The sequence below is a fragment of the Streptomyces sp. NPDC015125 genome, assembly GCF_043080045.1.
In the GTDB taxonomy this organism is placed as follows: Bacteria; Actinomycetota; Actinomycetes; order Streptomycetales; family Streptomycetaceae; genus Streptomyces.
On the sequence record NZ_JBIBVF010000028.1, the window covers coordinates 58,121 to 74,844 of the forward strand.

Genomic DNA, 16,724 nt, shown 5'->3' on the forward strand with positions numbered 1-16,724 from the left:
GCCTCGCTTCGAGTCGTCCGGTCATCCTCCGTGACCGACGCTACGCCGGACCCTCGGAGCTCGCGAGAGAAGTGCGTCTGAGAGAAGTACGCCCGAGAAGTAGGCCCGAGAAGTACGCCCGAGAAGTGCGCCCTCGGCGTAGGGGTCATCTGACCAGTGGCCCGCCGCCGCGGTCGCCATCCCGCCCGCCGTCCTGGCCGCCCCGCGCGCCATCCCGCCCGCCGTGGCGCGTGCGGGCGGCGAACAGTCCGGCCTGGCGTTCCGGGGGCAGATTGCCCAGCGCGATCAGTTGGGGGGCGTGTGCCAGGGCCTGCGCCCGGGCCGCCTCCTTGGCCGCCCACAGGGCACGTACGGTGCCCTGGACCGGCTCGGTCGGCTGGGCGGCGAGCACGGCCGCGCGGCGCAGCGCCACCTCGGCCGCGGCGCCGGGTGCGGTCAGCTCGGAGACCAGGCCGATCGCGTAGGCGCGGGGTGCGCCCAGCCGCTCCGCCGTTCCCATCAGGGCCAGCCGGGCGATCTCCCCGAAGGGCATCCGCTGGGCCATGGAGATGGACTCGTACGCGCTGACCATCCCGTAGGTGGTGTGCGGGTCGAAGAAGGTGGAGTTCTCGGAGGCGATGAGGAACTCGGCCTCGCCCAGAAGATAGAAGGCGCCGCCGCAGGCCATCCCGTCGACGGCGGCGATGACCGGCTTCCACAGGTCGTTGGCCTTCGGGCCGATGTGGAGCAGCGGGTCGTCGAGAGAGTAGGGCGAGGGCGGCTGGGGGACGTCGGCGGAGCGGTCGAGGCCGGTGCAGAAGGCCCGGCCGCCGGCGCCGGTGACCACCGCGGCCCGTACGGCGTCGTCGAAGCGGAGCGCCCGCCAGGTGGCGGCGAGTTCGGCGGCCGTGTCGAGGTCGATGGCGTTGTGCCGCCCGGGCCGGTCGAGGGTGACCAGGGCGACCCCGTCCTTGATCTCCGTGCGGATCGTCATGGGCGCTCCAGGAGCCAGCGGGGTACGGTCACGCCTCCCGGCATGGTGTGGAAGGCGGCCTTCACCGGGGCGCCGATGCGCAGCCGTGCCGGATCGATGGAGTTGAGGGCGGCATCGGCGTCGGCGACGAGATTGCCGACGAGGCGGATATGCGGGGCGTCGGCCAGTTCCACGACGATCGCGTTGTAGCCCGGCAGGGCGGCGTACGCGGGCAGCAGCGGCGGATGCGGCAGCACATAGGACCAGATGCGGCCGCGGCCGCTCATCCGCTGCCAGTGCGCGGCGAACGACTGGCAGTGCGGACAGCAGGGCCGGGGCGGGAAGCGCAGTTCGTCGCAGCCGGAGCAGGCCTGGATGCGCAGCTCACCTCTGGCGGCGTACTCCCAGAAGGGTGCCCCGTCGTCATCGGCGACGGGAAGCAGCAGGTCGGCCCCGCTGTCGGCCCCGCTGTCGGGCCGGTTGTCAGTGGCGGGTGTCACGATCGGGGTCATGGCATCGCGAACGGACTCGACGGACTCGACGGACTCGACGGACGCGGCGGGCTGGACGGCCTCGGCCGACTGGACGGACCCGGCGGACTCGACGGCTTCACGGGCGCTCATGGCGTCTCAACTCCTCAGCAGCAGGGCCGAGGTGGGGACTCCCTCGCCCGCGGTGACCAGGCAGGTTGCGGCGCCGGGGACCTGCGCGGTGCTGGTGCCGCGCAGTTGTTTGACGCCTTCGGTGATGAGGTTGAAACCGTGGACGTACGCCTCGGAGAGGCCGCCGCCACCGGTGTTGAGGGGGAGCCGGCCGCCGGTCTCCAGCGCGCCGCCCTCGGTGAAGGCCGCTCCCTCGCCGCGCCCGCAGAAGCCGTAGCCCTCCAGGGAGAGGGGGATCAGGGGGGTGAAGGCGTCATAGATCTGTGCCACGTCGACGTCCTGCGGTCCGAGGTCGGCGCCCTTCCACAGCTGCCGGGCGGCGGTCCAGGCGGGGCCGGTGAGCGGGTCGTCGTTCCAGTAGTTGACCATGCCGTGGTGCTGGGCGGGCAGGCCCTGGGCGGCGGAGTGGACATAGACGGGCCGCTGCCGGCAGTCGCGGGCCCGTTCGGCGGAGACCACGACACAGGCCAGCGCGCCATCGGTCTCCAGGCAGTTGTCGAAGAGGCAGAGCGGCTCGCTGATCCAGCGGGCGGTCATATACATCTCACGGGTCAGCGGGCGCTCGTACATCATCGCGGCCGGGTTCTGGTTGGCGCGGTTGCGGCAGGCGAGCGCGACGTTGAAGAGGTGGTCGCGGGTGGCGCCGTATTCGTGCATATAGCGGCGGGCCAGCATGCCGATCTCGTCGGCGGGGCGCAGCAGTCCGAAGGGGCGGGTCCACTGTCCCGGGGTGGGCAGCTGGACCTGGGTGTTCTTCCAGGGGCGCGGTCCCGAACCGCGCTTGCGGGACCGCCAGGCCACGCCGACGCTCGCCTGGCCGGTGGCGATGGCGGCGGCCAGATGGGCCACCGTGGCGCAGGAACCGCCGCCGCCGTAGCCGACCTTGGAGAAGTGGGTGACGTCTCCGGCGCCGATGGCCTTGGCTATCTCGACCTCGTCGGTCTCCTCCATGGTGTAGGAGGCGAAGGCGTCCACCTCCGAGGGGGCGATGCCGGCGTCGTCCAGCGCCGCGACGATCGCCCGGCAGGCCAAGGTCTTCTCGGAGGCGGGGAGTTGTCTGGCGAACGGGGTCTGCCCGATGCCGGCTATCGCCGTAGCGTCCTTGAGGGTCGCCCCCATCGCCACCTCCGCGGTCGGTCGTCAGTGCTGACAGCGGAGGAGGCTACCGCTAATCTGACGACCAGTCAGCTAGTGGCGCAGGGCTCTTCGGCGGGAGGCGACGCGATGCGCGACGACCTGGAGGCGCGGGCGGACCTGGAGGCGCGGGCCGGTCTGGAGACGCGGGCTGATCTGGAGTACGGCGCCATTCCCCGGCTGGTGCGTACCGCCGCCCGGCGGTACGCCTCCCGGGAGGCCGTGGTCGAGGGCCGCACCCGGGTCTCGTACGCCGAGCTGGGCGCGCGGGTGGAGGAGGCCGCGGCCGCCTGTATCGCCTCCGGGGTCGCACCCGGAGACCGCGTCGCCGTATGGGCGCCCAACACCCTCGACTGGATCGTCTCCGCCCTCGGGGCCGTCACCGCCGGAGCCGTCCTCGTCCCCGTCAACACCCGCTTCAAGGGCACCGAGGCCGCCTATGTCCTGCGCCGCACCCGCGCCAAGCTCCTCTTCGTCACCGGCACCTTCCTCGGCACGTCCTACGTCGCCTCGCTCCGCCGCGCCGCCCAGGAGGGCCCCGGCCGCGGCCCGCTGCCCGGGCTGCCGCGGCTGGAAAAGGTCGTGGTGCTCTCCGAGGACGCCCCCGCCGACTTCGCCACCTGGCCGGACTTCCTCGCCGGCGGCGCGGCGGTGTCCCCGGAGACGGTCCGCAGCCGGGCCGATGCCCTGCACCCCGACGCCCCCTCGGACATCATCTTCACCTCCGGCACCACCGGCCGCCCCAAAGGCGCGGTGATCACGCACGCCCAGACCCTGCGCGCCTACGCCGTGTGGAGCGAACTGGCCGGCCTCCGCGAGGGCGACCGCTATCTGATCGTCAACCCGTTCTTCCACACCTTCGGCTACAAGGCCGGGATCATCGCCTGTCTGCTGCGCGGCGCGACGATGGTGCCGCAGCCGGTCTTCGGCGTCGAGACCGCGCTCGCCAATATCGCCGCCGAGCGGATCTCCGTACTCCCCGGCCCTCCCACCCTCCACCAGCAGCTCCTCGACCACCCCGCCCGTGCCCTGTACGACCTCTCCGCGCTGCGCGTGGTGGTCACCGGCGCCGCCGTGGTCCCCCTGGAGCTGGTCGAGCGGCTGCGCAGCGAGCTGAAGGTCTCCACCGTGCTGACGGCTTACGGCCTTTCCGAGAGCTCGGGCGTCGTCACGATGTGCCGCCGCGGCGATCCGCCCGAGGTCATCGCCACGACCTCGGGCCGGGCCATTCCCGGCACCGAGGTCCGGGTCGTCGACGCCGCGGGCGGCCCGGTGCCGCCCGGCGACCCCGGCGAGGTGCACGTCCGCGGCTACCACGTGATGTCCGGCTACTTCGAGGACCCGGCCGCCACGGCCCGGGTGATCACCCCTGACGGCTGGCTGCGCACCGGCGATGTGGGCGTCCTCGACGCGGACGGCAACCTCCGGATCACCGACCGGATCAAGGACATGTTCATCGTCGGCGGCTTCAACGCCTATCCCGCCGAAATAGAGCAACTCCTCGGCCGCCACCCGGACATCGCCGAGGTCGCCGTCGTCGGCATACCCGACCCACGCCTCGGCGAGGTCGGCAAGGCCTATGCGGTCCGCCGCGCCGGCTCCTTGCTCACCGCCGACGATCTGATCGCCTGGTCCCGCCGGGAGATGGCCAACTACAAGGTCCCGCGGGAGGTCGCCTTCGTGACCGCGCTCCCGCGCAACGCCAGCGGCAAGATCCTCAAGACCCGGCTGCGCAACGGAGCCCCGGGACCGGCCCCGTCGTGATCCGGCCGCGGTACCACGCGGGCTGCCGTACTACCGGGCCGCGGTACCGCCAAGGCTGCCGTACTACCGGGCCGCGGTACCGCCAAGGCTGCCGTCTACCGAGGCCGCGGTACCGCCGATGCCCGCCGCCTGCGTTCCAGTCGCCGCACCGTCCAGGTCCCTGCCAACCCCTGCCCACGCCGCCCCACTGCCCCCACTGCCCACGCCGCCCCCACCACCCACGCCGCCTACCACCCACACCGCCTACCACCCACACCGCCTACGACCCCGGGGGCGCCCAGTCGGGTCGGCGGCCGCTGAGCGCGACCACCTGGTCGAGGAGCGGTGCATCCGCCGCCACCTCCACGGGCGGGCCGAACACCGGCACGCGGTCCGGGCCCTCGGCCAGCGGCGCGAGCAGCGTGTACGACACCCCGAGGCCGGCCGCGTCCGGCGTGTACTCCTGGCCGGTGGCGCGGGCCAGATCCCAGCCGTGCAGCACCAGCTCGTTCAGCGCGAACCGGCCCGCCATGGCGGCGGGCAGAGTCACCCCGCCCGCCTGGGTCTCGCCCTCCCAGGCCGCCGGATCGTGCCAGGCCTCGGCCATCCCGCGGAGGTTCCGGTCCAGCTCGGCCCGCCAGCCGGGCCCCACGTCCGGCACCGCCGCGTTCGGGGCGACACTCGTCATCGGCCCCAGGTCCTTTCGCGCCGAGTACTGGAACGCCGCGGCAAGGCCGACGAGGTGGCCCAGCAGCTGGCGCACCGCGTAGGCCTCGCAAGGGGTGGGGGCGTCGAGCTGTTCATCGGCGGTCTGCGCCGCCAGCTGCGACACCAGCCGGGCCTGCGCCGCAAAGTCGATCGTGTCGGTCATCGTCGGGGTCCTTCCGTCCTGCGGGGGTGTCCTGCGAGGGCGTCCTGCCGGGGCGCCCTGCCGGGGTGTCGTGCGGGTCCCACCGGAGGGGAGCCGTGACTCCTCCGGGGAGCCGTGCACTCCTCCGGGGAGCCGTGCACTCCTCCGGTGACGCTCCCAGTGAAGACTCCGCCGGCCCCCGGAACTCATCGCCACACCGCCGCGAAACCCCGGCTACTCCGTATACCGCTCCCGCAGCGATGCTTTGAGCACCTTGTTCAGCGGCCCGCCGCGTGGCAGCTCCCCGGCGATCTCCAGTTGCTCCGGCAGCTTCTGCGTCATCGTCCCGGCCGCCCGCAGATGCGCGGTCAGCCCGTCCAGGGTCAGTGGCGGCGCGGCCGGATCGGCGGGTGTGATCACCGCACACACCCGCTCGCCACGCTCCCGGTCCGGCAGCCCGATCACCGCGGCCTCCGCCACGGCCGGATGGGTGCGCACCAGATCCTCGATCTCCTGCGCGGAGATGTTCTCGCCCTTGCGGATGATGATGTCCTTCAGCCGCCCGGTCAGCACCAGGTGCCCGTCGGGCCGCAGATACCCCAGGTCACCGGTACGGAAGGAGCCGTCGGGGGCGAACGCCGCAGCGGTCAGCGCCGGGTCCGTGTACCGCCGGAAGAGCATCGCCCCCTTCAGCGTCACCTCGCCGGACTCCCCGGTTCCGGCCTCGCTCCCGTCCGGCAGGACGATCCGGACCTCCGCCCCCACCACCGGCTTGCCCACTGTCCGCGACAACTGCTCATCGCTGTCGTACGGCGTGCCCATCGTGATCATTGGGCACTCGGTCATGCCGTACCCGTGCACGATCGCGCAGTCCAGCTCCCGCCCGGCGGCCGCATACAGCTCCGGGGGCAGCGGCGCCCCGCCGCCGGACAGCAGCCGCAGCGAGGGAATCAACCGCCCGGCGTGCGGCTGCCGCTGCCGGTAGCGACGAGACTCATCGAGAAACGCCTGGTAGAAGGCGGTGCTGCCACCGGCCATCGTCACCCCGTGCCGCCGGTAGACGGCGGCCGCGCGGCCCGGCTCGAAGCTGTCCAGGATGACCGCGGGAAACCCGCTGACCAGCATGGCGATGACATAGTCCGGGCCGGCGATATGCGCGTAGGGGAAGGCGATCGAGCCGATGTCGTCCGCGGACATCCCGAGCGCGGTGGCCAGTCCGATGCCACCGGCGAGGAGAGTGGCGTCGGTGTGCTCGACGCCCTTGGGGGAGGAGGTGGTGCCCGAGGTGTAGTAGATCCAGGTGGTGGCCCCGTCGCCGCCGGGCACCGCATCGGGCAGCCCGGCCGGGTCGGCCGTGGGCAGCCCGCCCGCCACCGAGACCACCCGCACCCCGTCCCCGGCGAGCTTCCGCACCATCGCGGTGTGGTCGAACCCCCGCCACACGCCCGGTACGAGCACGAACTCCGCCGCCGACTCCGCCAGGATGAACGCGACTTCGCGCTCCCGGTGAAGCGGGATGACCGGAGTCTGCACGGCCCCGAGCCGGGCCAGCGCCAGCGAGGCGACCACCGTCTCGATCCGCGTCGGCAACTGCCACGCCACCCGGGTCCCCGCCCCGATCCCCAGCTCCCGGAACCCGGCCGCCACCCGCAGCGCTTCGTCGCGCACCCCGTCGAAGGTGACGCGCCGCCCGTCCCCGTCATGGAACATCGGCGCCCCGCCCGAGGCCCGTACCCGGTACTCGACCAGTTCCCAGAGCGTGTGGATACGGGCGGGTTCGAACACGGCGCGCCTCCTGGCTGTGAGCGGAGCGGGGCGGGGCCGGCCCGACGGCCTCGGCGGGCCTGAACGGCGCGACTGTAGCAGCAAATCTGATACGCCGTCAGCTCTGTGCGGCGGGTCCGAGCGGCAGACCGAGAGGCTGCCGGAAACAGGGCGGGCCCGTCGCGGCGCGACGGGCCCGGCCCCCGTGAAGGGGCGGTGCTGCGTTCGGTCAGTGCTGGACGGACCCCTGGGGCGCGACCGGTATGTGGTTGTCGGGAGTGGCCGCGTTGGCGGCTATGGGCATGGTGCTGTCCTGGGCGGAGAAGCCCGGGGTGGCGGGGGTGTGGCTGTCCGCCAAGGCCGGAGTCGCGGCGCCGCCGGCGGCAGCGGCCGCGAGGGCGACGGTGACGAGGGTGCGCGTGAATCGGCTCATCTGAACTCCTTGAAGGGGTGAGTCATGAACAACAGAAGCTTGCCGCTCATAGGCCGTACATTCGATCAGGTGTCCTGAAATAGCTGCAGAATGAGGGGAATTGCCGTTGTCGCTCGCCGCGGTGCACAGCGCCCGGCAAGGACCCTTCTGCACCGGCGCACGCGAAAGGGGCCGACTTCGATGACTCCCCCCTTGGAATGTCATCGAGGCTGGCCCCTTCGGTCCCCCTGTTCCCCCGTACGTCCCCCTGTTCCCCCGTACGTCCCCCGTGCCCCGGTCTCCCCCCGGGGCCGTCCCGGGTATCCCCCTGATACCCGGGCTCACTTGGTGCCGATGGCGACTACTTCGGGTCGATGATCGGCCGAGTGCTGTCCTTTGCCGTCACGGGGTGAGCGTCATTGGGGGCGCCAGCGCCGCCGGCGACGGGAGTGCGCTTGTCCGCCGGCTGAATCGGACGGGTGCTGTCCGGCGGCTGGATGGGGCGAGTGCTGTCCATGGGCTGGATCGGGCGGGTGCTGTCCATGGGCTGGATCGGGCGCGTGCTGTCGAGCGGCTTGACGATGTCCTTCTCGTCACCCGGGCGAGACTGGTTCTCGGTGGCCATACGATCAACTCCTACGTGTGGGCGCTTTTGGCGCACCCGCCCGGCAACTCCCCCGTGGGTCGCCGGACGGGCGAACCGCGGCCGAACACCTTATCGGTGGGGCTCGCTCACCGAGCCGCTTGCCCCCCGAGGCGGCGGATCGGTTGAGAAGAGACTGCCGTGTGGCGATGAACGATCGATAAACGCCGGATGCGGCGCTATGCGACCGCCACCGAAGTGGGAAACCGCTGCGAGCCGCTGCCCTGCGGCAGTCCCAGCCTCTTGTGAAGCGTCTGCACTTCCTGCTGGCAGACCTGTGCGCGCCCAGTGTGCCCGATCTCGCTCAGAGCGTTTCCGAGTACCGCGAGTGCGCTGGCGCGCCAGCGGTCTCCACCGCTGCTGCGGAGCGCTGCGACCGCCAGTTCAGCGTAGTTGGCCGCCTTGGCGGGCTGATGTGCCGCCAGTTCCACCTCTGCCAGACGCAGATACGTCATGCCTTCCCAGAACCGCTGCCGGGTGTCCTGGAAGCTGACAAGGGCCTCGGTCAGTTGCTGGGTGGCCTCCGCCAGCCGGTCGGCCAGCGTGAGGGCCATGCCCAGGTTGTACTTGCCGTTGGCCAGCCGTCGCGAGGCACCGCACTCCTCGTACAGCGCGACCCCCTGCTCGGCGAGCGCAACCGCGCTGTCCACCCGTCCGGTGTCCAGATGAACCCGGGAGAGGTTGCAGAGCGCGCTCGCCTCCGACTGCCGGTTGTTGATGTCACGGTAGGAGAGGAGGGCTTGGTTCAGATAGGCATCCGCTTCATCGAGCCGACTCTCGATACTGGCGATGATGCCCCGGTCGTTGAGTCCGTTGCAGGCGGAGAAGTCGTCGCCGGCGGCCAGTCCGCGCAGCGTGGCCAGCTTGGCGTGCTCATCGGCCTCGCTGAGCCGCCCGGACTGGGTGTAGAGGGGAGCGAGGATCCAGTGCACGCGAGCCGCGGCGTGCTGGTCGTCGGCCTTCAGTGCGGCGGCGAGCAGGGTGAGACTGGCTCGCTCGAACTGACGGTTGCTGGCACCGGAATCGGCCATGTCCCTGGTGAGCACCAGCAGATCGACGGCACGCCGTAGGGAGCCCGGTGCGGTGTTCTGCAGCGCGCAGGCGATCAGGCATCTGGTTTCACTGAACAGCCAGCTCATCGCCTCGGAGCGGTCCTCGAAGACCAGTCCGGGATAGTGCGGCGTCTCCATGTGGTCGACCAGGATGTCGCCGGGGCGTTCGAGAGGGTATCTGTGCGCAGCCGTCGCCAGATAGAAGTCCAGGAGCCGCGACACCGCCGCATCGCGCTCCGCCGGCGGCTGTTCGTCGCGCTCCGCGCAGGAGCGGGCGTAGAGGCGTACGAGGTCGTGGAAGCGGTAGCGGCCGGGTGCCGCGGATTCCAGCAGTGAGGTGTCGACGAGGGATTCCAGCAGGCTCTCGGCGGTATCGTCGTCCGTGTCGAGGAGGGCGGCGGCCGCGGCCAGGGAGATGTCCGGGCCGTCGGCCAGACCCAGCAGCCGGAAGGCTCGTGCCTGCTGGGGTTCGAGCTGCCCGTAGCCCAGTTCGAAGGTGGCTGTGACGGCGAGGTCGCCGGCCCGCAGCTCGTCCAGACGGCGGCGCTCGTCGGCCAGTTTGCTGGCGAGCACGGAGACCGTCCAGGTGCGGCGGGAGGCCAGGCGGGAGGCAGCGATGCGGATGGCGAGCGGGAGAAATCCGCAGGCACCGACCACGTCCATCGAGGCCTCGCGCTCGGCGTTCACCCGCTCTTCTCCGACGATGAGGGTGAAGAGGGTGAACGCTTCGTCCGGGCTCATCACATCGAGGTCGATCAGATGCGCACCGGCGAGATCTATCATGCGCGCGCGGCTGGTGATCAGCGCTGCACAGCCCTCGGTGCCCGGGAGCAGCGGGCGGATCTGTGCGGCGTCCCGGGCGTTGTCCAGCAGGGCCAGCACGCGGCGGCCGGCGAGGGTGGAGCGGTAGAGGGCGGAGCGCTCCTCCAGGCCGTCGGGGATCGAGGAGTCCGGGGTGCCGAGGGCGCGCAGGAATGCGCCGAGCACGGCCTCGGGTTCGGCGGGGGTGTGTCCGGCCCCCTGCAGGTCGGCGTAGAGCTGCCCGTCGGGGAAGTGCTCGCGGGCGGCGTGGGCCACGTGCACGGCGAGGGTGGTCTTGCCGACGCCGCCGATGCCGGTGAGCGCGGAGACCGCCATCACGCTGCCTTCGGAGGTGGCGAGTCGGTCGCCCAGCTCGGTGACGAAGGGGGTGCGTCCAGTGAAGTCGGCGACAGTGGCCGGAAGTTGCTGGGGCCGGACCGCGACATGGTCGGCGTGCTCCGCGCCGTCGCTGAGCGTCGGAGGTGCGTCCAGGTCGGCGTCCGCCCGGAGGATCCGCTGTTGGAGTTCCGAGAGCGAGGCGCGGGGCTCGACGGCCAGTTCCTCGTCGAGAAGCCGACGGGTGTCGGTGTAGACGGCCAGCGCCTCGGCCTGTCGGCCGCTGCGGTACAGCGCCAGCATGAGGAGTTCCCGCAGTCGCTCGCGCAGGGGGTGGCCGGCGGTGAGGGCGGTCAGTTCGGAGACCGCCTCGGCGTGGCAGCCGACCTCAAGGTCGAGTTCCAGGCGCGTCTCCATCAGGATCAGTCGCCATTCGTCGAGACGGGTGCGCTGGGTGTCGGCGTACGGGCCGGCGAGGCCGGCCAGGGGTTCGCCGTCCCACAGTGCGAGCGCGGCGTCGAGGAGTTCGCGGGCGCGGCCGCGGTCGCCTGCGGCCTTGGCCTTTTCGGCCTCGGCCGCGTACTGCTCGGCATGGTCCAGGTCCAGGTCCAGCGGGCGGCCGTCCACGGAGCGGATCGCATAGCCGCCGGACTCACTGGCCAAGGCGGCGGCGTCATCACCGAGCGCCTTGCGGAGCCGCGAGGCGTACGTACGCAGCGCGGCGAGCGCGGCATGCGGCGGCTCGTCGCCCCACAGCGCGTCGACAAGCTCGGGTGCGGTGGCGGTACGGCCGCCGCGCAGCAGCAGTGCGGCAAGCAACGCACGCTGCTGCGGGGAGCCCGCTGCCAGCGGCGTATCACCGCGCCAGGCCCGCACGGGACCGAGCACGGAGAAGCGGAGCCGCTCCCGCCCCTGTCCCGGACTGTGGTCCATGTGTCCCCCTGCCTTGTGCCATCCGTTCGTACCGTTCGCATCGGTTCACCGTGCGCAACGGCCAGTCTGCCTTGTCCCAGCCCCTTACGTCAGTAGGGGTCCGGAGCATGCACAAAGCCTCCTCGGGTGATCAGCAGGTGTATGCGCCAGTGCACAAGGAGGCGCGGAAGGTCCGCTTTCATGCGCCCTCTGGCCGGTAGCTGCCCCTGTGCACCTTGAATGCGCCCCGCCCTGCCCTTCCGTCGCTCGGCCCGCACGCCCTTCTTGCTACTGACTCTCCCGGCAACAACCCTCGTCCGCGATCCATGCCCGAGTACGCATTGCTGACGCATCGTCAGATCAGCGCTACCGTATCCGCCATGGAGACCTTCCCCAAGATCATTTCGGTGGACGACCACACGGTGGAGCCCCCCAGCGTCTGGCGGGACCGGCTCCCGTCGAAATACCACGACATCGGCCCGCGCATCGTCCGGGCGCCCGTGAAGGAAATGACGTTCGTGGGCGGAAAATTCGCCCCAAAGATGGGCGACGTGGGTGACGACGGGCCCATAGCCGACTGGTGGGTCTACGAAGATCTGCGCCGGCCGCTGACCCGCCTCGACACCGCCGTCGGCTACTCCCGCGACGACATCAAGCTCGAAGGCATCACCTACGAGCAGATGCGTCCGGGCTCGTTCAGCGTGCCCGAACGGCTGGCCGACATGGACGTCAACCACGTCCAGTCCGCGCTCTGCTTTCCCACCTTCCCCCGCTTCTGCGGACAGACCTTCACCGAGGCCAAGGACCGCGAACTGGGGCTGCTGGGTGTGCGCGCGTACAACGACTGGATGGTGGAGGAGTGGTGCGGCCCGCAGGCGCAGGGCCGGCTGATCCCGCTGACCCTCGTCCCCCTGTGGGACGCGGAGCTGGCCGCCGCGGAGGTGCGGCGCAACGCGGCCCGCGGTGTACGGGCGGTCTGCTTCAGCGAGATCCCGCCCCATCTGGGGCTGCCCAGCATCCACACCGACTACTGGGACCCGTTCCTGCGCGCTTGCGACGAGACCGGCACGGTCGTCGCCATGCATATCGGCTCCTCGTCGAAGATGCCCTCGACCTCGGCCGACGCCCCGCCTGCCGTCGGCTCCACGATCACCTTCGCCAACTGCTGCTTCTCGATGGTGGACTGGCTGATGAGCGGCAAGTTCGACCGCTTCCCGCACCTGAAGATCATGTACGCCGAGGGCCAGATCGGCTGGATCCCCTACGTCCTGGAGCGCGCGGACGTGGTCTGGGAGGAGAACCGGGGCTGGGGCGGCGTCGCCGACAAGGTCCTCCGCCCGCCGTCCGAACTCTTCACCGAGCACGTCTACGGCTGCTTCTTCGACGACGCCTTCGGGCTGCGGAATCTCGACGCGATCGGTGTCGGGAACGTGCTGTACGAGACGGACTACCCGCACTCGGATTCGACCTGGCCGAAGTCGAGGGAGGTCGGGGAGTCCCAGATGGGACACCTGGCACCGGACGTCGTGGAACAGATCGTTCGGGCGAACGCGATTTCGCTGCTGGGGTTGACGGGGGAGGGGCTGTGGGGGGCGTCGGCAGGGGGAGCCTGAGGGCTGGAGCGAGGGCTGGAGCGAGGGCTGACGGGTGCGGGTTCGGCTTCGAGCCCCCGTGGGTGGTCGTCCGCGGAGCGGGGTGGCGGCGCGATGAGCGAGTCGCATGCGGCGCGATTGCTGCCTTGGGAGGCCGGACGGTAGGACCTGCATCCTCGTGAGCGACGGCAAGGTTCACGTCTCCCGTGTCGCGGATGCATGAAGGCCGTACAGCGCGACATGGCGGGCGGCTTGCTCGGCCAAGCGGCCCACACGCTTGATGGGCACGACGTGACCGCTGCGCAACTCCGATGTCTTTCCTCTCGGTGGCTTCGGCATTACGGGATGGATGTGTGCCGAGTGGCGGAAAGCGGGGGATCGCGCCCGGCTGCGTCGGACTGCGGATGCGGCTGCGGCTGCGGCTCGGGCTGATCCTCCGGCCCCACCCTTGCCTGATGCACCCCTTGCCTGAGCACCCCTTGCCTGATGCCGCCAGAAGCACGACGATGTCCGGCGCAAGCTATATGACGATGTGTCAGATATGGCTGGAGGGCATGCGGTGGACGGTGTGCGCGGTGGAGTGTGGCGGCCGGAAGAGGGGCGGCTGGTGTACGGCATGCAGTTGCCGGTGCAGTCGCAGAGCACTCTTTTTGCGGAGAGCTGGGAGGCCGCGGCGGGGCCCGCCGAGCTGGTCGCGATCGCGCGGGCCGCCGACCGGTACGGGTTCGCGTACATCGCCTGCTGCGAGCACCTCGCGATCCCGCGGCGGCTGGCCGAGGCGATGAGCACCGTTTGGTACGACCCGGTCGCCACTCTCTCGCATCTGGCCGCCGTCACCGAACGGGTCCGGCTGCTCAGCCATGTGGCGGTGGTCGGGCTGAAGCATCCGCTGGTCACGGCCAAGCAGTACGCGACGCTCGACCGGCTCTCCGGCGGGCGGCTGATTCTCGGGGTGGGGGCCGGGCACGTAACGGAGGAGTTCGAGGTGCTCGGAGGGGACTTCGAGCGGCGTGGGGCGGTGCTGGACGAGACGATCGATGCACTGAAGGTGGCACTGGGGCCGGAGGAGTTCCCGAAGTTCGCGGGGGAGCGGTTCGCGTTCGAGGGGCTGGGGCAGGCGCCGCGGCCCGTGCAGACACCTCGGCCGCCGCTCTGGGTGGGCGGCTCCTCGCCCGCCGCCGTACGCCGGGCCGCGGTGCGCGGCGACGGCTGGCTGCCGCAGGGTGACCGGCGGGCGGAGCTGCCGGCGCAGATCGGGAAGCTGCGGAGGCTGCGGAAGGCGGCCGGTGTCGATACTCCCGTCGTGATCGGCGCCATCGCCGAGCCGCTGTACGTCGGCGAGCCGGGGTGGGAGGTCGGCCGGCGGGTCCTGTCCGGGGCGCCGGAGCGGATCGCGGAGTCGCTGCGGGAGTACCGGGCGATGGGAGTGGATCAGATCCAGGTGCGGTTTCGCAGCCGTAGCGGTGACGAACTGGTGGAGCAGATGGCGGCGTTCGGGACGGATGTCGCGCCGTTGCTGAACGATTGAGCGGCTGGGCGGCTGGGCGGCTGGGCGGCTGGGCGGCTGGGCGGTTGAGCGGTTGAGCGGCTACGCGGCTATGCGGCTTGCGCCTGGCGGCGGACGGCTGGCGGCGGACGGTATGTCGCCGACCACTGGCCGCCGGCCAACTGGCCGCTCACAGCTGTCCGCTCACCGCTGTCCGCTCACCGCTGTCCGCTCACCGCTCTCCGCTCACCGCTCTCCGCTCACCGCTCACGGCCGACGGACCGGAACGGGCGACGACGTACTCACCAGCAGAGGAGTGCAGGCATGGGCAAGCTCGACGGGCGGGTTGTCATCGTGACGGGTGCGGCGCGCGGGCAGGGTGAGCAGGAGGCGCGGCTGTTCGCCGCGGAGGGTGCGAAGGTGGTGCTCGGGGATGTGCTCGATGCGCAGGGGGAGGCGCTCGCCAAGGAGCTGGGGGAGGACCGGGCCCGCTTCGTTCATCTGGATGTGACGCAGGAGGCGGACTGGCAGGCCGCGGCGGTCGCCGCCAAGGAGGTCTTCGGGAAGATCGACGGGCTGGTCAACAACGCGGGGATTCTTCGTTTCAACGAGCTGGTGTCGACCCCGCTGGAGGAGTTCCAGCAGGTCGTCCAGGTCAACCAGGTCGGGTGCTTCCTGGGGATCCGCACGGTGGCGCCGGAGATCGAGGCGGCGGGCGGCGGCACGATCGTCAATACCGCCTCGTACACGGCGCTGACGGGTATGGCCTTCGTCGGCGCGTATGCCGCGACCAAGCATGCGGTCCTCGGGCTCACCCGGGTCGCCGCGGTGGAGCTGGCGGGCAAGAAGATCCGGGTCAACGCGGTGTGCCCGGGCGCGGTGGACACCCCGATGACCAACCCGGCCGCGCTCGACGCGGACGCCGACCCCGCCGAGTCGAAGCGGGCCGTGGACGCGCTCTACCGGAAGCTGGTGCCGCTGGGCCGGATCGGTCGGCCGGAGGAGGTCGCCAAGCTGGCGCTCTTCCTGTCGTGCGACGACTCGTCGTACATCACCGGGCAGCCGTTCGTCGTCGACGGCGGCTGGCTGGCGGGGGTCAGCATTTCCTGACGCAACGTCAGTCAACCCGGCGACGGCCCTTGACGCTCCCCGGGTGCGGTGGAACAGTCGGGCTCATCGAATCTGACGGTACGTCAGAAATGCCGAGATGGCTCAGAGGACGGTGAACCTCCTTGGAATTCGGGCTCTTTGTACAGGGATACGTGGGCAAGCGGGCTGAGACCGACCCGCTCGCGGAGCACAAGGCGCTGATGGAGGAGACCGAGTACGTCATCCAGGCGGACAAGTCCGGCTTCAAGTACGCCTGGGCGTCCGAGCACCACTTCCTGGAGGAGTACTCCCACCTCTCCGCCAATGACGTCTTCCTCGGCTATCTGGCCCATGCGACCGAGCGGATCCATCTGGGGTCCGGGATCTTCAACCCCCTCGCCCAGGTCAACCACCCGGTGAAGGTCGCCGAGAAGGTCGCCATGCTCGACCATCTCAGCGAGGGCCGCTTCGAGTTCGGCAGCGGGCGGGGCGCCGGCAGCCACGAGATCCTGGGGTTCCTCCCGGGCATCACCGATATGAACCACACCAAGGAGATCTGGGAAGAGACCATCGCCGAGTTCCCGAAGATGTGGCTCCAGGAGGAGTACGTCGGGTTCCAGGGCAAACACTGGCAGCTGCCGCCGCGGAAGATCTTCCCGAAACCGTACGGGGCCTCGCACCCGGCGATGTGGTACGCGGCCGGCTCCCCGTCCTCGTATGCCATGGCGGCGAAGAAGGGGCTGGGAGTCCTCGGCTTCAGCGTGCAGAAGGTCTCCGATATGGAGTGGGTGCTGGAGCAGTACAAGACGGCGATCCGGGAGGCCGAGCCGGTCGGCGGCTTCGTCAACGACAACGTGATGGTGACCTCGACCGCGATCTGCGCCGAGACGCACGACAAGGCGGTCGAGATCGCCGTGGGCGGAGGGCTCAACTACCTCCAGTCGCTGGTCTTCCGCTACCACGACACCTTCCCGCGGCCCGACGGCATCCCCGAGTGGCCCGAGCTGCTGCCCGACTACACCGCCGAGCTCATCGAGCTGCTGATCGCCGAGGAGCTGATGATCTGCGGCGACCCGGACGAGGTGCTCGGGCAGTGCAAGCGCTGGGAGCAGGCCGGGGCCGACCAGCTGAGCTTCGGGCTGCCGATCGGGATCTCGTACGAGGACACGATGAAGACGCTCAAGCTCATCGGCGCACACGTGATCCCGAAGATCGACACGGATCCGGTGCACCGGACGACCCGGTTCCGTCAGGCCGCAGGCAGCTGAGCCCGCGGAGTTTCCGCCCAGGGGAAGG

The 16,724-nt window shown here is 70.8% G+C and carries 13 protein-coding genes; 5 read left to right on the top strand and 8 right to left on the bottom strand.

Going from position 1 to position 16,724, the window contains the following annotated elements; translation table 11 throughout:
* Window positions 1-145 precede the first annotated feature (145 nt).
* From ACF088_RS36910 to ACF088_RS36920, 3 genes are all read right to left on the bottom strand, one after another.
* Complete coding sequence (locus ACF088_RS36910; RefSeq protein ID WP_392380307.1) at window positions 146-973, bottom strand: enoyl-CoA hydratase/isomerase family protein; 828 nt, start codon at window positions 971-973, stop codon at window positions 146-148.
* Window positions 970-1,464 (bottom strand): Zn-ribbon domain-containing OB-fold protein, encoded by a 495-nt coding sequence (locus ACF088_RS36915; RefSeq protein ID WP_392380385.1) that lies wholly within the window; start codon window positions 1,462-1,464, stop codon window positions 970-972. The genes ACF088_RS36910 and ACF088_RS36915 overlap by 4 nt, the downstream gene beginning before the upstream one ends.
* A 117-nt stretch (window positions 1,465-1,581) precedes the next feature.
* Window positions 1,582-2,733: a lipid-transfer protein gene (locus ACF088_RS36920; RefSeq protein ID WP_392380308.1), complete on the bottom strand. Its 1,152-nt coding sequence runs from the start codon at window positions 2,731-2,733 to the stop codon at window positions 1,582-1,584.
* Window positions 2,734-2,838: 105 nt separating this feature from the next.
* Here ACF088_RS36920 and ACF088_RS36925 point away from each other — a divergent pair, with 105 nt between their 5' ends.
* On the top strand, window positions 2,839-4,512 hold the full coding sequence (locus ACF088_RS36925; protein WP_392380309.1) for a FadD3 family acyl-CoA ligase: 1,674 nt from the start codon (window positions 2,839-2,841) through the stop codon (window positions 4,510-4,512).
* A gap of 259 nt (window positions 4,513-4,771) precedes the next feature.
* Here ACF088_RS36925 and ACF088_RS36930 read toward each other — a convergent pair whose 3' ends face one another.
* The 5 genes from ACF088_RS36930 to ACF088_RS36950 form a co-directional block, all read right to left on the bottom strand.
* Entirely contained in the window at window positions 4,772-5,362 is a 591-nt protein-coding gene (locus ACF088_RS36930; RefSeq protein WP_392380310.1) for a TIGR03086 family metal-binding protein, read from the bottom strand.
* A 213-nt stretch (window positions 5,363-5,575) separates the two neighbouring features.
* Window positions 5,576-7,126 carry a class I adenylate-forming enzyme family protein gene (locus tag ACF088_RS36935; protein ID WP_392380311.1) on the bottom strand — a complete coding sequence of 517 codons (1,551 nt, stop codon included), beginning with the start codon at window positions 7,124-7,126 and terminating at the stop codon, window positions 5,576-5,578.
* 208 nt (window positions 7,127-7,334) lie between these two features.
* Entirely contained in the window at window positions 7,335-7,538 is a 204-nt protein-coding gene (locus ACF088_RS36940; RefSeq protein ID WP_392380312.1) for a hypothetical protein, read from the bottom strand.
* Between the two features lie 340 nt (window positions 7,539-7,878).
* Window positions 7,879-8,142, bottom strand: a complete 264-nt coding sequence (locus ACF088_RS36945; RefSeq protein ID WP_392380313.1) for a laminin G — start codon at window positions 8,140-8,142, stop codon at window positions 7,879-7,881.
* A gap of 197 nt (window positions 8,143-8,339) precedes the next feature.
* On the bottom strand, window positions 8,340-11,282 hold the full coding sequence (locus ACF088_RS36950) for a BTAD domain-containing putative transcriptional regulator (RefSeq protein ID WP_392380314.1): 2,943 nt from the start codon (window positions 11,280-11,282) through the stop codon (window positions 8,340-8,342).
* A 359-nt stretch (window positions 11,283-11,641) separates the two neighbouring features.
* Between ACF088_RS36950 and ACF088_RS36955 the strand changes: the two genes are divergently transcribed.
* From ACF088_RS36955 to ACF088_RS36970, 4 genes are all read left to right on the top strand, one after another.
* Window positions 11,642-12,874, top strand: coding sequence for an amidohydrolase family protein (locus tag ACF088_RS36955; RefSeq protein ID WP_392380315.1), 1,233 nt, complete (start codon window positions 11,642-11,644; stop codon window positions 12,872-12,874).
* Window positions 12,875-13,394: 520 nt separating this feature from the next.
* Complete coding sequence (locus ACF088_RS36960; RefSeq protein ID WP_392380316.1) at window positions 13,395-14,381, top strand: TIGR03619 family F420-dependent LLM class oxidoreductase; 987 nt, start codon at window positions 13,395-13,397, stop codon at window positions 14,379-14,381.
* A 282-nt stretch (window positions 14,382-14,663) separates the two neighbouring features.
* Window positions 14,664-15,449 carry an SDR family NAD(P)-dependent oxidoreductase gene (locus tag ACF088_RS36965; protein ID WP_392380317.1) on the top strand — a complete coding sequence of 262 codons (786 nt, stop codon included), beginning with the start codon at window positions 14,664-14,666 and terminating at the stop codon, window positions 15,447-15,449.
* A 122-nt stretch (window positions 15,450-15,571) separates the two neighbouring features.
* Window positions 15,572-16,696 (top strand): LLM class flavin-dependent oxidoreductase, encoded by a 1,125-nt coding sequence (locus ACF088_RS36970; protein WP_392380318.1) that lies wholly within the window; start codon window positions 15,572-15,574, stop codon window positions 16,694-16,696.
* The last annotated feature ends 28 nt before the right edge of the window (window positions 16,697-16,724 follow it).